This is a genomic window from Pandoraea sp. B-6, from assembly GCF_000282835.1.
GTDB classification, from domain to species: domain Bacteria; phylum Pseudomonadota; class Gammaproteobacteria; order Burkholderiales; family Burkholderiaceae; genus Pandoraea; species Pandoraea cepalis.
Map to the genome: position 1 here is coordinate 46,325 of NZ_KB290531.1, position 17,507 is coordinate 63,831.

Below are 17,507 nucleotides of genomic sequence, written 5' to 3' on the forward strand. Positions count from 1 at the left end.
CCGTGACGAGTGGCGGGACGAGAAGTGGGCCGAGAGAGGTGTGAGATGCGTCGACGCAATTTTCTGACTTTTGCAGGGGGGCTTGGTGCGGCGTGGCTGGCGCCGATGCCCGTGTTGGGCGCTGCACCTAACTTGTCCGGGACACGGACGGGCACCGGCGGTAACTACGGCAATCTGCTGATCCTTGTCGAACTCAAAGGCGGAAACGACGGGTTGAACACGGTCGTTCCATATGCCGATCCGCTTTATGCCGCTTTGCGCCCCAGCATCGGGATTGCACGCGATCACGTCGTGCAACTTGATGAGCGAAGCGGTTTGCATCCGGCGATGGGGGTGTTGTTGCCGATGTGGCGGGCGAACGAGTTGGCGATCGTGCAGGGGGTGGGGTATCCGCAGCCGAACCTGTCGCATTTCCGGTCAATCGAGATATGGAATACGGCGTCGCGTTCGGACGAGTATTTGCGCGACGGCTGGTTGTCACGTGCCTTCGCGCAACGGGCAGTGCCCGCAGGATTCGATGCCGATGGCGTGATCGTGGGCAGCGCCGAGCTAGGGCCGTTGGGCGGCGGCGCGCGTGCGGTGACGCTGACCAATCCGGCGCAATTCCTGCGGGAGTCCAATCTTGTGTCGGCGAATGCGGCACAGGTGAGCAATCCTGCGCTGGCGCATGTATTGCGGGTGGAGAACGATATTGTCAGGGCGGCGAACGGGTTGCGTCCGCGCCAGGGCCAGTATGTGTTGCGCACGCCGATGCCGGCGGGGGCGTTCGGCAATGGGGTGAAAACGGCGCTGCAGGTGGTCGCGGCGGCCGATTCGTCGGCGGGCGTGCCGCAGGCGGGGCGTGGGGTAGCGGTGGTGCGTTTGACGCTTACCGGGTTTGATACTCATCAGAATCAGCCGGGACAACAGGCGAATCTGTTGCGTCAGTTGGCGCAGGGGATGATGGCGTTGCGGGCCGGGTTGATCGAGCTGAACCGCTGGGAGTCGACGATGATTGTCACGTATGCGGAATTTGGTCGGCGCGCGCGACAGAACCAGAGTCAGGGGACGGATCACGGCACGGTGGCGCCGCACTTCATCGCAGGCGGTCGCGTGCGAGGGGGGCTGTACGGCGACGTGCCGCGTTTGGACCGGCTCGACGGCAACGGCAACCTGCCCTTCGCCGTCGATTTCCGCGAGGTATATGCGACGGTGCTGCAGCGCTGGTGGGGGCTTGACCCGCAGCCGGTGCTGGGTGGCCCGTTCAAGCCGCTGGACGTGTTGCGGGCATGATGCGCAGAGGTTGGCGGACTTGAGTGGCTGCGTGGCTATGTGACTGATTCGTTTTGTCGCTATATCGCTGTATCGCTGTGCCGCTGCCGGGGGGCGACGCGACGTTGTGAGCCGGGGAGGGATATCCGCCGGCGTGCGTCAGCGTGCGCGCCAGGCACGCCAGAATTTGCGCAGCGGGGTGAGATCGATGCGTTGATGCAGCACTTGGTAGTCGCTGGCGGCGACTTCGTCCATCAGGGCCAATTGCAGTGCGGCGAGGGCGAGGAGCGGCCGTTGTTGGCGACGATCCCGTGCGGGCATGGCCGCTGCCGCCTCGCTGATGGCAACGCGCGCGCGCGCGTGCTGAAACTTCATGAGTTCGACGAACGCGGGGGAGTACTTGCCGTTCTGGAGATCGGCGGCGGTCACACCGAATTGCTGTAGCTCGTTGATGGGGAAGTAGACGTAACCGGCACGGGCATCGACGCCGGCGTCGGTGATACGTCGACCGAGCGTGATCGCGTGGCCGAGCGCGTGGGCGCTGGCTGGCGTTTGCGAGTCGTCGAAGCCATAGACATGGGCCGCGAGTACGGCGGGCGCACCGCCGGCGGCGTCGCAATAGTGGGAGAGGCCTGCGAAGTCGAGATAGCGCATTTGGGCGAGATCCATCTCCGCGCCATGCAGGACGGCGTCGAACGTGGCGTGGGCGAGGCCGCGCTGTTGGACGACGGGAGCAAGCGCTCGGGAGACGGGGTGCGCCGGGGAGCCGGAGAAGAGTCGCGCGAGTTCCTGGCGCCACCAGTCGAGCTTTGCGTGGGCGACGCCGGGGTCATGCACGGCGGCGTGGATATCGGCGATTTCCTGACAGAACGCGTGGGCGGCGTAAGCGGCGTCGCGTTGGGACGGCGGTAGCTGGAGTAGTGCGTAATAGAGGGCGGAGCCGGGAGGGCCGGCTTTCTGGCGGCAATATGCGTTGGCCTGCGCGGGGCTGGCGGGGGTGCCGGAAGTATCGTCGGCGGTCTCGTGGGGTTGCATGCGAATGGGGTATCGGTTGGGTCAGGTGCCCGGGTGCCGGTGCGCGGGCGCGCCCGTGGGGCAGATGCCATGAATTGGGGCGAATTCTAGCATTGAGGGGTTGGCGGTGCCGGTGGCGTTGGCGCGGAAAGGGCGGGGCGGCGTTGATGCGGCATGAGATTGCCGGTGAATATCACTTCGTGTAGAATTCTCGCCTGCTTTGACGCATGCGAGCGGGGCGGCGACGAGTCGCCCTTTTTCATGTCCGACAGGACGCATGCCGTCGACCCGATGCTGGGGTGTCGTGCCTGACCAGGGCGACCGACGCCCACGGGCTGCGAGGATGGCGAAATTGGTAGACGCACCAGGTTTAGGTCCTGACGCCCGCAAGGGTGTAGGGGTTCGAGTCCCCTTCCTCGCACCAACTCCCCGTTTTGGCATCGGTTACGTAGGTCTCACTTCTTCCCGGAAAATCTCGCAAACGCTCGCTGAATAAGGCGGAGCGGGGGCTGGGAGTCCTCGCTCGTATCAGGCGTGAATAGCTCGATCTGGCATCGTCGACAGCTTGATGCCCAGCGCATGCATGACGCGCAGTATCGTGGAGAAACGCGGCTGTGCGTTTGGGGCGAGTGCCTTGTAGAGACTCTCTCTGCCGAGCCCTGCCGCGGTTGCGACTTGCGTCATGCCTTTCGCTTTGGCAACGTCTGCAATCGCGGACAGAAAGATCTCCGGGTCATTTTCTTCGAGCGCGGCGTTGAGGTATTCGGCGATCATTTCGTCGCTGTCCAAATACTCGGAAGCATCAAAGCGTGTGATGTCGGCTTTACTCATTTCGATCACTCCTTCGTGGTGGTTTCCCACAGTGCCCTGGCCCGCGCGATATCGCCTGGCTGAGTCGACTTATTCCCTCCGCACAAAAGCAGGTAAGTGATCTCACCCGCTTGCCCGTAATACACGCGGTATCCCGGACCAAAGTCGATTCTCATTTCCCAAAGCCCAGCCCCAAGCGATTTCGAATCGCCAAAGTTGCCGAACTCTGCGCGCTTAAATCCCGATGCAAGACCAGAAGCTTAGAAAGTGCCAACGCCGCTGAGGTTACTGGCGAGCAAATGGTAGCGGGTCTGGTGCCCGCTTCGCCTCCCCTGCCACGTCCACCGCCCACCTCGGGGAGCTCAGGCGATGACCGGCTGCTCCGCGGCAGCCTGCTCGCGCATGCGACGAGCTTCGTCGCGCAGGAACTGCTGGTAATCGTCCAGATCGCCGTCGAAGGGCTCGACGCCGCCCTTGGTGACCAGCCAGAACTCATCACACACGGCGCGCAGGAGCGCCCGGTCGTGACTGACCAGCATCACCGTACCCTCGAATTCGTTGAGCGCCACGGCGAGCGCTTCGCGTGTGGCCAAGTCGAGGTGGTTGGTCGGCTCGTCCAGCAGCAGCAGGTTGGGGCGCTGCCACACGATCATGCACAACACAAGCCGCGCTTTTTCACCGCCGCTCATCGTGCTGACCACCTGATGGACCATGTCACCACTGAAGTTGAAGGTGCCGAGGAAGGTCCGAAGCGATTGTTCTGTGCCGCTCTGGCCCGGGGCGCGCATGTGCGTCGGTGTGTCCCTGGCAAGGCGAATCATGTGTTCCATCGGCGTGTCGAGCGGACGCAGCACGTCGAGTTCCTGCTGTGCGAAGTAGCCGATGTTCAGGCCCTTGCCTTCGCTGATCTCTCCGTCAATCGGCGCCAGCGCGTGCGCCACCGTCTTCACCAATGTGGACTTGCCTTGGCCATTGGCGCCAAGAATCCCGATGCGCTGCCCCGCCAGCACCGAACGGTTGATGCCCCGCACGATGACCGTGGGCGGCGTGCCCGGCAGCGCGCCGGTCGGCGCGGGGTAGCCAAAGCTTGCGTCCAGCATCGACAACAGCGGGTTCGGGACGTTGAGAGGTTCCTTGAACTCGAAGTTGAACTCGGCATCGGCAAGCACCGGTGCGATCTTCTCCATCCGTTCGAGCGCCTTGACCCGGCTCTGCGCCTGTTTCGCCTTCGAGGCCTGAGCCTTGAAACGGTCGATGAATTTCTGTAGGTGGGCCATCTTCTCCACCTGCTTGGCCATCGCGGCCTGCTGCAACACGAGCTGCTCAGCGCGCATGTCTTCGAACTTGCTGTAGTTGCCGCCATAACGCACCAGCTTGGCGTTGTCGACGTGCACCGTCACCTGCGTCACTGCATCGAGGAATTCGCGGTCGTGGCTGATCACGACAAGGGTTCCCTGATAGCGCTTGAGCCACGCTTCCAGCCAGACCAGCGCGTCGAGGTCGAGGTGATTGGTCGGCTCGTCGAGCAGCAGAAGGTCGGATGGGCACATGAGCGCGCGCGCCAACTGCAGTCGCATGCGCCAGCCGCCGGAGAAACTGCTGACCGGCTGGCTAAGCTGCGCCGCACTGAAGCCCAGACCCAGGATCAGCGCTTGGGCACGTGCGGAGGCATCGTGCGCCCCGGCGTCGTGCAGGCTCATGTAGGCGTGCGCCATGCGCATGCCGTCGTCGCTGGCCTCGGCGGCGGCCACTTCTGCCTGCGCGGCCAGCAGCACGGTGTCACCCTCGACAACGAAGTCGGTCGCGCCCTGCTCGGTCTCCGGCATCTCCTGCGCGACCTGGCCCATCTTCCACGTAGTGGGAATCGAGAACTCCCCGCTGTCTTCATGCAGCGTGCCGTTGAGAAGACCGAAGAAGGAGGACTTGCCGGCACCATTGCGGCCAACGAGGCCAATTTTTTCGCCGGGGGCGAAGGTGACGGACGCGCGGTCGAGTACGACATTGGCGCCGCGGCGCAGCGTGAGATTACGGACGGAAATCATAAGGGGCTACTTCAGGGAGGACTGGCATGATAGCCGACCGGACGTGCAGGGCGTCGATTTTCTGATCCGCTTGCGCTTTGCTTAGCGAGCGAAATAGTGGGGAATGACAGCGCTTGGCCAAACCCGGAAGGTCGTCATCAGAATCTCCCAGGCATTTAAGAGGGCTCCATTCGCTCAAGTGTTTAGGTCCCGTCAAATCCCGAGGTGGTTCGCGTTCGACGCCCCTCGCGTCGCAACAACGCTGCTTCCGCGCGGCATTTGAGGGCTGCCCGGGTCTTGCTGGGGGAAGTCCAGCCAGCACCGCCAAGTGACGCCCCGGATACCCTGCCAAGCATCGGAAATCTGCGTTTGTGCTATTCTTGAACTATTCATGAATTATTTAATTTGCCGCGAAATGGGGGGCATATGGCTGATGAGCTGCTTCGTGTGGACGAGATGCGTCGTCTGCTGCGGCATGAGCCACGGACGGCGCAAGACATCATGTCGGCGTTGTCCATCAGCCAACCGACGCTATCGCGAACGATTCGGGGAGCCTCCGAAGTATTCACGAGCTTCAGGGTTTCCGGTGAAAGAACGCCAAAGTATGGCCTGTTAAGGCAGCTTCCAGGGGGGCTCAATCCGCGACAAACGGTATATCGCGTGTTGACCGACGGGGCGATCGAGCCGTTTGCTGGCGTCGAGTTCTTCAGTGGTGGCACCACCCTGGAAGTCTCCGGTCACGCAAACACGCTGTACGACGGTTTGCCGCCATACATGGCGTTTGTTTCCCCCTCGGGATTTCTCGGTAGAGAAGTCGCTCGGACGGCGGCGCTGGAAATGCACTTTCCAGAGAGCCTTAGAGACTGGCGCGACGAACATCGCATCGCCTACCTTTTTACGCGAGGACTGAACCTGCCCGGGAATCTGGTGTACGGGGACACGTCCTTGCAGAAGGAGATGGAGTTTCGTCAGCTTCTGCCAATCCCGTCCGAGCAAAAAACAGAGCAGTACGACGGCATGGCCAACCAGCTCAAAGACGCCGCGTTTGGGTCGAGTGCTGGCGGAGAACAGCCAAAGTTTCTCGCACTCACCGAAGACGCAGGGCATGTGATCGTTAAGTTTGCCAGGCGGGGGAGTCGCATGGCCGACCTCCTTTCGTTGGAGCAACTGGCGTCGCAATCGCTTCGCGTCGCCTCGGTGCCGGCCGCGGAGTCGACGATCATCGCTTCGGATGATTATGTTTTTCTGGAGGTGCGGCGCTTTGATCGTGTGGGGCGCCATGGTCGTATCGGGATGCTGTCCGCAGGGGCCGTCGACGACGAGTATTTCGGGAAGCGCGACACATGGTCGGAATTTGCGGCGCGCTGCGAGCAGGCGCGATACCTCTCCGAGAACGATGCATCGACGATTCACGTCATGGCAGCGTTCAGCGAACTTATCGGGAACGGAGATAGGCACTTCGAGAATATTTCAGTGCTTTTGGACGAGCGCGGGAGGTTCGATCGCGTGGCGCCGGCGTATGACATTCTGCCAATGCGTTATGCGTCATTGGGGGGAGGCGTGGATCCCGATCTTTTGCCGATCACCCCGAAAGTCGGCACTATCGGCGCAAGGCCGTTCGTGTGGGGCAGGGCGATCGAGGCAGCCAACGCATTTTGGGCAAGTGTTGCGCAAAGCGATTCCCCGTTGATTTCTCGCGAGTTCAAAGCGCTTGCGCTAATCAATCTGCAGGTGGCGCAGGACTTCATCGCGCCATTGGTGCCTGGCGGGCGCAATGCCAACAGGTAACGTCGCTTTGAATCCCCTAGGGGAAGGGGACAGTTACGTGTCAGATTCTCGTTGCCACCGCGCGATTCATGTATCGCCACTTGCGGCCGCGGGCGACAACCGGGCACAGGTCTGGTAATATACGTTTCATAGCCATTTCGTATATAAAGGTCCCCAACATGGGTATCGTCAAGATATCGGAGCAAATGCACGCGGCGTTGCGAAACACCAGCGGCGCGCTCAGCCGCTCGATCAACGCGCAAGCCGAGCACTGGCTGCGCGTCGGCATGCTCGCCGAACTCAATCCCACGCTGAGCTACGGCGACATCTGCCGCAAGCTCATCGAATCCGATGGCGTCCAGACCGGTGAGGTCGAGGTCGCCGCTTCCCCAACATCCGGTGCCCCCGTCACCGTATTCAACAAGGTGGCGTAATGGTGCGCGAACGCGTTGTCATCCGATCCCAAGAAGAAATTGCGCTGTCGCGTCGCGCAGGCGACATGGCCGCGCAGGTGCTTGCGATGATTGCCGAGCACGTCAAGCCCGGCGTCACGACCGATGCGCTCGACCGCCTCTGTCATGATTTCATCGTGGACGAACTGAAGGCGATTCCCGCCAATATCGGCTATCACGGCTATCCGAAGACCGTGTGTGCGTCAGTGAATCACGTCGTCTGTCACGGCATTCCCGGTGAAAAGACGCTGCATGACGGCGATATCGTGAACATCGACGTCGCCCTCATCAAGGACGGCTGGTTCGGCGACACGAGCCGCATGTATTACGCCGGCAAGCCGAGCATTCTTGCCAAGCGTCTGGTCGATACGACCTTCGAGGCGATGCTCGCAGGCATCCGGGCCGTGCGTCCGGGTGCAACGCTGGGTGACGTCGGCTACGCGATCCAGACGGTGGCGCATCGCGAAGGCTTCAGCATCGTGCGCGACTATTGTGGGCACGGCATCGGCACGACCTATCACGACGATCCCCAAGTGCTGCACTACGGGCGTCCGGGTACGGGGCTTACGCTGCGCCCCGGGATGATCTTCACCATCGAACCGATGGTCAATGCCGGCAAGCCGGACACGAAGCAACTGGCGGATGGCTGGACAGTCGTGACGCGCGACCGTTCGTTGTCTGCCCAGTGGGAGCACATGGTGGCCGTGACGGAGACTGGTTTCGAGGTGCTCACGCAATGGCCCGACGGCCTTGGCGAGTACGCTCGCTTCGGCACGCTCGACGGCAGCGCGGCAACCGCCAACGCCGCCTGACAACGGATGGCAGCGGCTGGGGCGCGCTGTGCGCGCCTCAGACGTCGTCCGGTGCGTCGTCGAGCGTCAGCAGTTGATTGGCGAAGCGACGGTACAGCCATGCGGCGCTCCCCGTGGAGACCGCAATCCATGCCACCGACATCACCGTTTGAAGCACTAGCGTGCCGAGCGCTACCGACTTGGCGGCCGGCGCGACGCGCAGCAATGCGGTGAACAGGGCCGTCGCGACAATGCCCGCAATCATCAACGGCAACACCGTCCCTATCGTTGTGCCGAACATCGTCCAGAAGTGCCCGCGCGAATCCTGCCAAGCGGCGCGCCAGCGCTTGCTGCGTCCCGCGCCAATCTGCGCAAAGATCAGCGATACGCGCGTCAGCACGTAGAGCACCGTACAAATCAACAGCACGCAAAACGTGGCAAGCCCGGCATACGAATTGCCGTGTCCCGTCGCCCGCAGCGCCAGCATCGCACCGACGCCGACGATCAGCCAAACCGTAGCGAAGCCGACGAAGACCTGGGTCGATGTCCAGAGATAGCGCCAGAGATCGCGCCCATACCACCGGCCTTGCCGTGCGGCGTCGGGGCCGAGAATCGTGTAGCGAAAGACATGGATGACGAGCACGGAGAACGCGACCACGTTCACGAAAAAGACGCCGAACGACATGAGCGCAATGCGCAGACGGTAGACGGCGGGTTCGCCGACTTGCGATGCGGTCCGTGCGAGCTGATCGAGCGAAACGCTAAGTCCAGACGTCACGAGGAACACGACGGCAATCGCCAGGCATAGCCATGGCCGTTGGCGCAACGCGTTGAAGCCGTCGCGCCATGCCCCCTTGAAACATTGTTTGAACGTGATCGGTTCCATGCTCTCCCTTGAGCGAATTTCGCTTCGTTAAACGAAGCACTGCGGCGTCGGTACGTCACGCTGCCGCCATTCTTGCAGATCGGCTCAGGACTGACAATTGCACGCAGGGAGGAGGGGGCCGGCGGCGCCAGCACCACGACGGGCGTCGGATCGGGGTGGGGCGGAGGAAGCTACGCCTGCGCTGCTTGATGCGCATCGCAGGCGTTTGATGCTCAGTGCTCAGTGCTCAGTGCTCAGTACCTGGCGCCTGGCGTTTCACGCGGCCATGACCTTGCGAAGCACTTCGGCGTGCGTGACAACGCCCACGAGCCGGGCGGCTTCGTCGAGCACGGGCAAGGTGCCGTGACGTTGCGTCATCAGCAGCGGCACCAACTCCGAGAGCGGCATGCCGGCCGTCGCCGACGGTGGCTGCGCTTGCATGACGTCGCGAACCGCCGGGCGCTGCCCCGTGCCGATAGACATGCCAAAGCGCGGCCAATGCTGACGGCGCGCACGGCGCGTGTGAAGGTCGTGGCGCGTGATCAATCCAATGACGCGGGCGTCGCCGTCGACGACCGGCAGGGCCTCCAGCCCGTGGCGCTGCAACAGACGCCACGCCGCCGGCGCTTCGTCGTGCGCCTGAACCTTCGCCAGCGGCGGCGTCATGACATCGGCACAGGTCAACTCGCGGGCGCGGCGCGCATAGGCCTCGCGCTGGGTGTCGCGGAGCAGGCTGGCGAGATCGTCAGCGGAAATGTCGAGCAGTTCGCTGCGGCGAGCCAGCGCCTTCTCGGCGTCGGCCGTCGTGACCGGTATGGCGGACGCGTTGACCGGACGCACCGTGGCCTGCGCACGCATGGCGTGCGGGTAACGATGGCCGGTGAGCGCGTGATAGCCGATGGCCGCGCTGAGCAGGACCACCGACTGGACGGCAATCGGCTCGAGGACGAAACCGTATCCAAGGGCGTGGACAGCCGGGCCGCCGAGCACGGCGGTCAATGCCACGGCACCCGACGGCGGGTGCACACAGCGCAGCGTAAACATCAACGCGATAGACACGCCGACCGCCGTGGCCGCCGCGGCGATCGGCGACGGAATGTATATTGCGCACGTCACCCCGACGATGGCGGCGACCAGATTGCCGCCGAGTATCGACCAGGGCTGGGCCAGAGGACTGGCCGGCACCCCGAAGAGCAACACGGCGGACGCGCCCATCGGCGCAACGAGCCAGGGGATATACGTCGCGGGGCCGAGCATCCACAGCATCAGGCCGCCGGTCAGTGCAATCCCGCACAGCGCACCAAAGCCCGCGCGAAGCCGTTCGCGCCAGTGAACGGCCACCACGGCAGGCAGGAAACCTGCCAGCCAATCCCTCACGTCGCGTCGTGTCATTGCCATGTCGTCCCGCTCCACCATCTGCACCCGTTTAGGGCGGCGTGTTGATATTTTGTGCATGATATATCGTATATCGATGGATTGGGAGAGTATGAGCGCGAGATTTTAATGCTGCGCCGCAGCGAAATCTCGGACAGGAACCGGTTGACACTGAAGCGGCGCACCAAAATCAGGAAAACGAGACGCGAAAGGCGTGAACCTTGCCGGCAGGGGAAGCGGGGGCACTTTCCGGCGGATGGGCAGACGCGAGACGTGTGCGTTCATCCGGTGTGCGCCCGTAAAAAAAGCCCGGGCATGCCGAACGTCGATTGACGCAGGGCAGGCACCGGGCAAGCAGGGACGCAGGGAAGAAACTTTGACGCAGATGAAATCTATCGGGCGGCTACCGTGGCGTTGGCAGCGGAAGTCGCCGCCGTCGGGCTGTTGGCCGGCCCGTTGGGCGCCCCCGGTGTTGTCGACGTCGCTGGGGCATCGGCCACTGGCGCGTCACCCCAGCCGCCGCCGAGGGCGCGGATCAGGTTGACGGTCGAGACCGCGTTCGCGCCGGCGAGTTGGACCGCACTGCGCCGCGCCTGGAGCACCGTACGTTCCGCATCGATGACATCGAGATAGGCAATCGAGCCTTCCTGATACTGCATGCGCGAGAGTTGTGCGGCACGGTTGGACGCTGTCACCGCCTCGTTCTGCGCCCGCGTCTGCGCGGCAAGCAAGCGGAGGTTGGACAGGTTGTCCTCGACTTCCTGGAACGCGACGAGGACTTGCTGGCGATAGTTCGCGACGTCTTCCTCGTAGCGCGCCCGCGCCCGCGATAGATTGCCGCTGCGCGCGCCGCCATCGAAGATCGGCATCGAGAGCAGTCCGCCCACCACCGGTCCGAGCAGGAAGGTACGGCTCGACCAGTTGAACAGGTCGCCCAGCGTGGCCGCTTCGAAGCCACCCGCGCCAGTCAGTGACAGCGACGGGAAGAACGCGGCTTTCGCCACCCCGATGCGCGCATTGGCGGCTGCCATGGCACGTTCGGCCGCCGCGATATCCGGACGCCGTTCGAGCAAGGCAGACGGCAGACCCGCCGGGATGTGCACGGCGACCGGCGTGAGCGGCGACGGCGCGAACGTGAACTGCGCGGGCGCCTTGCCGAGCAGAATCGCGAGGCTGTGTTCCGAGGCTGCCCGCAGACGCGCGACCGCCAGCGCGTCGGATTGCGCCGTGGCCAGCTCGGCCTTGGCGCGCGCCACGTCCAGCTCGTCGATATCGCCTTCGGCAAAGCGTCGCTGTACCAGCTTGAGCGCTGCTTCGCGCAGCGTCACCGTTTGCGTGTAGAGCGCCTGTTCCGCGTCGAGTTCGCGCAGACTGAAGTAGTTCTGCGCGACATCGGCTTGCAGCGCAAGCTGCACCGAACGGTAGAGCGCTTCGCTCTGCTCGGCGTCCGCGCGGGCCGCGGCCACGTTATCCGACACGCGTCCGAATAAATCGACTTCATAGCCAACGCTCGCTTGTGCGCGCCACAGGGTGTAAGGCGCGATGTTCGTGCCGTCGGGCTGCATCTGCGAGGCGGGCGAGAGCTTCTGCCGCGTGGGGCCGAACCCGGCGTCGAGCGTCGGGAATAGCGCCGCACGGGCCTGACGCTGCACCCCTCGCGCTTCCTGCACGCGGGCGGCGGCCGCCTTCAGGTTCTGGTTGGCCGCCAGCGCATCATCCTCGAGCGTGTTCAGCGTGGCGTCGCCAAATACCTTCCACCATTGGCCGCGCGCCATTGCTTCGGCAGGCTCGGCAGGCTTCCACGTCCCGGCTTCACCCGCCGGGAGCGACGCTTCCTTGAATGCCGTCGGCGTCCCCTTGTCGGTCACCGTCGGCACTTCGTACGTGGGGGCCATCGAGCAGCCCGCCACCACCAGCAGGGCCCCGAGCAGGCTCGAGATACCCAGACTTCGTTTGATCCATTGCGATTGCATGATTGGCATCCTTCAGACTTCGGCCTTGACGTTGGCGGGCATGGTCGATGCGTGAGCGCTGTGCAGCGGCTTCTTGCCCGCCAGCGTGCGCAGCAACACGTAGAACACCGGCGTCATCATCAGACCGAAGCCGGTCACGCCGATCATGCCGAAGAACACGGCAACCCCCATTGCGTGACGCATTTCCGAGCCGGCGCCGGTCGATGTCACCAACGGCACCACCCCCATGATGAACGCGATCGACGTCATCAGAATCGGTCGCAGACGCAGGCGGCTTGCCTCGATCGCGGCGGCCACGGGACTGCGGCCTTGCATTTCCAGCTCTCGTGCGAACTCCACGATCAGGATCGCGTTCTTCGCGGAGAGCCCCACCAGCACCATCAGACCGATCTGCGTGAAGATGTTGTTATCTCCTCCGGTCAGCCACACGCCGAACAGCGCGGACAGAATGCTCATCGGCACGATCATGATGACGGCGAGCGGCAGCGTCAGGCTTTCGTACTGTGCGGCGAGCACCAGGAACACCAGCAGCACCGAGATCGGGAACACCCACAGCGCTGAGTTGCCCGCGAGAATCTGCTGATACGTCAGGTCCGTCCATTCGAACTTCACCCCGCGCGGCAGCGTCTCGGCCGCAATGCGCTCCACGGCAGCCTGCGCCTGACCCGACGAATACCCGGGGGCCGGGCCGCCGTTCACGTCGGCGGCGGTGTAGCCGTTGTAACGCACCACCATTTCCGGGCCGAACGTTGGCGACACTTTCACCAGTGACGAGAGCGGCACCATGTCGCCATGGCTGTTGCGCGTCTTGAGCAGTCCGATGTCATCGGCATGGGCGCGGAACGGCGCATCGGCCTGGACACGCACCTGATACACGCGCCCGAACTTGTTGAAGTCGTTTACGTACAGCGAGCCGAGGTAGATCTGCATGGTGTCGAACACGTCGGTGATCGGCACACCCAACTGCTTGGCTTTCACGCGGTCGAGATCCACGTTCAACTGCGGCACGTTGATCTGATACGACGAGAACGTCGGGCCCAGTTCCTTCGTTTGCGAGGCCTTCTTGATGAACGCCTGCGTGGCGTCGTTCAAGGCGGCGTAGCCGAGCGCACCGCGATCTTCGATTTGCAGCTTGAAGCCGCCCAGCGTTCCCAGACCCAGCACCGGCGGGGGCGGGAAGACGGCGATGAACGAGTCCTTCATCTTCGAATACGCGCCGTTGAGCTGCCCGGCGATGGCTGCCGCCGAGAGCGTCTTGTCGTGACGCTCGGCGAACGGCTTGAGCGTGACGAATACGATGCCGGCCGACGACGAGTTGGTAAATCCATTGACCGACAACCCGGGGAAGGCCACGGCGCTCTGCACGCCCGGCGTTTTCAAGGCAACGTCGGTCATGTCGCGAATCACCTTTTCGGTACGATCGAGCGACGCGCCGTTCGGCAACTGGGCGAACGCGACCAGATACTCCTTGTCCTGCGCCGGCACGAAGCCGCTCGGCACGACCTTGCTCATCAGCATCGTGGCGCCGAGCAGGACGGCGAAGATCGCCATCATGATCGCCTTGCGCCCGATCACGCGCGTCACACCTTGACCGTACTTCTCCGAGCCGCGATGGAACACGCGGTTGAACGCGTTGAAGAAGCCCCCCAGGTATCGGTTCATCTGCCGCGTAAGCCAGTCGGGCTTGGCGTGATGGTCCTTGAGCAGCAGCGCGGCCATGGCCGGCGACAGCGTGAGCGAGTTGAAGGCCGAGATCACCGTCGAGATGGCGATGGTCATCGCGAACTGCTTGTAGAACTGGCCCGTGAGGCCCGACATGAAAGCGAGCGGCACGAACACGGCCACCAGCGTGAGCGCGATCGCGATAATCGGACCGCTCACTTCGCGCATGGCCTGATACGTCGCCTCCTTGGGCGAGAGCCCGGCCGCAATGTTGCGCTCCACGTTCTCGACCACCACGATGGCGTCGTCCACGACGATACCGATGGCGAGCACCATCCCGAACAGCGACAACGCGTTGATCGAATAGCCGAAGCCGAGCAGCAGGGCGAACGTCCCCACAATCGATACCGGCACGGCGAGCAGCGGAATGATCGACGCGCGCCACGTCTGCAGGAACACGATCACCACCAGCACCACGAGGGCGATGGCTTCGAGCAGCGTGTGCACCACGGCCTTGATCGACGAACGCACGAACTGCGTCGGGTCATAGACGATGCGGTATTCGACGCCCGGAGGCATGTCCTTTTGCAGCTCCGCCATCGCTTCGCGTACTTGATCGGAGATCTGCAGCGAGTTCGCCCCCGGCGACTGGTTGATCGCCAACGCCACCGCCGGCTGGTTGTCGAGCAACGAGCGCAGGCTGTATTGCGAAGCGTCGAGCTGCACGCGGGCCACGTCGCCCAGGTGCGTGACGGCACCGTCCGGCGAGGTCTTCAGGATGATGTCGCGGAACTCGTCTTCCGTGTTCAACCGGCCACGCGCGTTGACATTGAGCTGCAACGGCGTGTCTGGACCGGCCGGCGATGCGCCGATGACACCCGCCGCGACCTGTACGTTCTGTTCGCGAATGGCCTTCACCACATCAGAGGCGGTCAGGCCCCGTTGGGCCACCTTCGCCGGATCGAGCCACACCCGCATCGAGTAATCGCCCGCGCCCCACAACTGCACTTCCCCCACGCCCTTGATGCGCGAGAGGCGATCCTTGACGTTGATGAGCGCGTAGTTGCGCAGATAGGTCATATCGTAGCGCTGGTTCGGCGAGAGCAAGTGCACCACCATCGTGAGCGTGGGCGAGGACTTGATCGTCGTCACACCCAGACGCTGAACGTCGTCCGGCAGACGCGGCAGCGCTTGCGAGACACGGTTCTGCACGAGCTGCTGGGCCTTGTCCGGGTCGGTGCCCAGGCGGAAGGTCACGGTCGTGGTGAGATTGCCGTCGCTGTTGGCCTGCGACTGCATGTAAAGCATGTTCTCCACGCCGTTGATCTGCTCTTCGAGCGGCGCGGCAACGGTCTCGGCGATCACCTTCGGGTTGGCGCCGGGGTATTGGGCATGTACCACGACCGACGGCGGAACCACTTCCGGGTACTCCGAGATCGGCAACTGGAACACGGCGATCAGGCCGGCCAGCAGCGTGATGACCGAGAGCACCCCCGCGAAGATGGGCCGGTCGATAAAAAATTTTGAGATGTTCATGACGAGACTCTTGGGGGTCGTTCAGGACGCGGTTCGTGCGTGCGCAGGCGTGCCTGGGCGCATTTCACGAACGCGTCGCCGTGGTGGCCGTGGCGACCGATCGGGTCGTGCCCGGCTTGGCGCTCGCGCTGTCCTTGGGAGGGGCCTGAGGGGGCCGGCTGGCGGTGCCGGTATCGGTGGCGTTGGTGGCCATGGCCGGCGCGACGATGTCGTGCCCGTCGCCCGTGTCGCCGGCCATCTTCACGGCTTTCGGCGTGACGGGATCGCCCGGACGCACGCGCTGCAGACCGTTGACCACGATGCGCTCGCCGTCTTTCAAGCCACCGGCGATCTCGATGAGGCCGCCGTGGCGCTCGCCCAACTGGACTTCGCGATACTGCACCTTGTTCTGCGGGTCGACGACGAGCACAAACTTCTTGCTCTGGTCGGTGCCGATGGCTGCCTCGTCGACGAGCAGTGCCGGGTGAGGCTCGCCCCCGCCCACGCGAATGCGGGCGTACAGGCCCGGCAAGAGCGCGCCGTCGGCGTTATCGAAGCGCGCACGCACGCGGATCGTGCCCGAGGTCGTATCGAAACGGTTATCGACCGAATACACGGTGCCCTTGCGCGAATAGCCGGACTCGTTGGCCAGGCCCAGGTCGACGGGGACGCCGTTCGGCTTCGCGGTATCGCGCGCGAGATAGCGCAGATAGGTCTGCTCATCGACGTCGAACGCCGCGTAGATCGGCGAAACGGAGACCACGGTGGTCAGCGCAGGCGATTGGGCGCCGGCCGATACCGTATTGCCCACCGTGATTTCCGCGCGCGAGACGCGACCTGCGATCGGTGCCACGATTTGCGTATAGCCGAGGTTGATGCGAGCGGTTTCGAGCGCGGCGCGCGCCGCTTTCACGTTGGCGGCGGCCTCGCGCGCGGCGTTTTCCTTCTGGTCGAAGTCCTTCTTCGCGATGGCGTTATCCGCGATCAGCCGCTGCGCGCGGGCGAGGTCGGTGCTGGTGAAGACGTCGCGCGCCTGCGCCGACGCGAGTTGTGCCGCCGTGCGGTCGACTTCGGCCGCGTACGGACGCGGATCGATCGTGAAGAGCGCATCGCCCTTTTTCACGAGCTGTCCGTCCCGGAAATGCACGGCGGTGATGGTGCCCGACACGAGCGGCTTGATGTCGACGCGATCCACAGCGTCGAGGCGGCCGGAATAGCTTTGCCAATCGGTCACGGTGCGTGAGATCACGTTGGCTACGTCGACTTCCACTGTCGGCATGACTTGCGCGCTGGGAGGCGTGCTGGCGTCGACGCGCACGACCGTGAGCGTGCCCAGGGCCACGAGCGCGACCGTAACGGCGGCGGCAATAAGAACGGGTTTGCGAGCGAGGGTGGTCATTTTTTTAAAATCTCCGGAATCGGATGGACTCACTGGGTGGCACCGGTGGCGGGTGGCGCCAGCCGGCGTGTCAGGAACGCGGCCACTTCCCGCAGTGCGGCGGGCAGGGCGGCCAGGCCGTGATGGGACGCGCTGCGATGGCGCGTGACCTGTGTCGGCACGCCGGCGGCGATGAGCTCCGCCGCGTATTTTTCGGCTTCGACGTGCAGCAGGTCATGTTCGGCAGAAGCGATCAGCGTGGGCGGAAGGCCCGCGAGACGGCGCGATTCGAGCGGCGCGGCATACGGATGCAGACGCTGCGTTGCGTGCGGCAAATAGGCCCGATAGCAGCGGGCGCACTCGCTGGCTTCGATATCGCTTGGCGTGCGCCCGTCGGCCAGGCGCGTCATGCTGGGGTCGAGCAGGGGGGCGAGCAGTACCTGTGCCGAGATGGCAATTTCACCGCGATCGCGCGCCATCATCGTCAACGCTGCGGCGATGTTGCCGCCGGCGTCGTGCCCGGCCACGGCAAGACGGCGCGGACTGGCACCGTAGCGCCGGGCGTTGCGGTGCAGCCAGCGCGCGGCGCACCACGCATCTTCCGGCGCTGCGGGGAACGGGTGTGCCGGGGCGA

The 17,507-nt window shown here is 64.0% G+C and carries 13 protein-coding genes, 1 tRNA gene and 1 pseudogene; 5 read left to right on the forward strand and 10 right to left on the reverse strand.

Going from position 1 to position 17,507, the window contains the following annotated elements; translation table 11 throughout:
- The first annotated feature begins 45 nt into the window (after window positions 1-45).
- Window positions 46-1,272 carry a DUF1501 domain-containing protein gene (locus A985_RS0114285; protein WP_017234085.1) on the forward strand — a complete coding sequence of 409 codons (1,227 nt, stop codon included), beginning with the start codon at window positions 46-48 and terminating at the stop codon, window positions 1,270-1,272.
- Window positions 1,273-1,410: 138 nt separating this feature from the next.
- Here the strand turns inward: A985_RS0114285 and A985_RS25550 are convergent, their stop codons facing one another.
- Window positions 1,411-2,286, reverse strand: coding sequence for a squalene/phytoene synthase family protein (locus A985_RS25550; RefSeq protein ID WP_051060192.1), 876 nt, complete (start codon window positions 2,284-2,286; stop codon window positions 1,411-1,413).
- Window positions 2,287-2,602: 316 nt separating this feature from the next.
- Here A985_RS25550 and A985_RS0114295 point away from each other — a divergent pair.
- Window positions 2,603-2,689: transfer RNA gene (locus A985_RS0114295), tRNA-Leu, on the forward strand.
- A gap of 104 nt (window positions 2,690-2,793) precedes the next feature.
- Here the strand turns inward: A985_RS0114295 and A985_RS0114300 are convergent.
- The 3 genes and pseudogenes from A985_RS0114300 to A985_RS0114310 form a co-directional block, all read right to left on the reverse strand.
- Window positions 2,794-3,096, reverse strand: a complete 303-nt coding sequence (locus tag A985_RS0114300) for an addiction module antidote protein (RefSeq protein ID WP_017234088.1) — start codon at window positions 3,094-3,096, stop codon at window positions 2,794-2,796.
- Window positions 3,097-3,101: 5 nt separating this feature from the next.
- Window positions 3,102-3,302: pseudogene (locus A985_RS27585) on the reverse strand (type II toxin-antitoxin system RelE/ParE family toxin); the annotation flags it as partial.
- A 135-nt stretch (window positions 3,303-3,437) separates the two neighbouring features.
- Window positions 3,438-5,117 carry an ABC-F family ATP-binding cassette domain-containing protein gene (locus A985_RS0114310; protein ID WP_017234090.1) on the reverse strand — a complete coding sequence of 560 codons (1,680 nt, stop codon included), beginning with the start codon at window positions 5,115-5,117 and terminating at the stop codon, window positions 3,438-3,440.
- A 405-nt stretch (window positions 5,118-5,522) separates the two neighbouring features.
- Here A985_RS0114310 and A985_RS0114315 point away from each other — a divergent pair, with 405 nt between their 5' ends.
- The 3 genes from A985_RS0114315 to map all read left to right on the forward strand — a co-directional run bounded on the left by A985_RS0114315 (window position 5,523) and on the right by map (window position 8,127).
- Window positions 5,523-6,884 carry a HipA domain-containing protein gene (locus A985_RS0114315; RefSeq protein WP_017234091.1) on the forward strand — a complete coding sequence of 454 codons (1,362 nt, stop codon included), beginning with the start codon at window positions 5,523-5,525 and terminating at the stop codon, window positions 6,882-6,884.
- Between the two features lie 158 nt (window positions 6,885-7,042).
- Window positions 7,043-7,297: a ParD-like family protein gene (locus A985_RS0114320; RefSeq protein ID WP_026131976.1), complete on the forward strand. Its 255-nt coding sequence runs from the start codon at window positions 7,043-7,045 to the stop codon at window positions 7,295-7,297.
- Entirely contained in the window at window positions 7,297-8,127 is an 831-nt protein-coding gene (gene map, locus A985_RS0114325) for a type I methionyl aminopeptidase (RefSeq protein ID WP_017234093.1), read from the forward strand. Before A985_RS0114320 ends, map begins: the two co-directional genes overlap by 1 nt.
- A gap of 37 nt (window positions 8,128-8,164) precedes the next feature.
- Here the strand turns inward: map and A985_RS0114330 are convergent, their stop codons facing one another.
- The 6 genes from A985_RS0114330 to A985_RS25560 all read right to left on the reverse strand — a co-directional run.
- Complete coding sequence (locus A985_RS0114330) at window positions 8,165-8,992, reverse strand: hypothetical protein (protein ID WP_017234094.1); 828 nt, start codon at window positions 8,990-8,992, stop codon at window positions 8,165-8,167.
- 255 nt (window positions 8,993-9,247) lie between these two features.
- Complete coding sequence (locus tag A985_RS0114335; protein WP_026131977.1) at window positions 9,248-10,363, reverse strand: HPP family protein; 1,116 nt, start codon at window positions 10,361-10,363, stop codon at window positions 9,248-9,250.
- A 374-nt stretch (window positions 10,364-10,737) separates the two neighbouring features.
- Window positions 10,738-12,318 (reverse strand): efflux transporter outer membrane subunit, encoded by a 1,581-nt coding sequence (locus A985_RS0114340; RefSeq protein WP_017234096.1) that lies wholly within the window; start codon window positions 12,316-12,318, stop codon window positions 10,738-10,740.
- A 12-nt stretch (window positions 12,319-12,330) separates the two neighbouring features.
- Complete coding sequence (locus tag A985_RS0114345; RefSeq protein ID WP_017234097.1) at window positions 12,331-15,516, reverse strand: efflux RND transporter permease subunit; 3,186 nt, start codon at window positions 15,514-15,516, stop codon at window positions 12,331-12,333.
- Window positions 15,517-15,580: 64 nt separating this feature from the next.
- The gene (locus tag A985_RS0114350; protein WP_017234098.1) at window positions 15,581-16,894 is read right to left on the reverse strand and encodes an efflux RND transporter periplasmic adaptor subunit; all 1,314 of its coding nucleotides are present in this window, start codon (window positions 16,892-16,894) and stop codon (window positions 15,581-15,583) included.
- Between the two features lie 29 nt (window positions 16,895-16,923).
- Window positions 16,924-17,507: alpha/beta hydrolase fold domain-containing protein (locus A985_RS25560; protein ID WP_017234099.1), on the reverse strand; the 584-nt coding region annotated here is incomplete at its 5' end.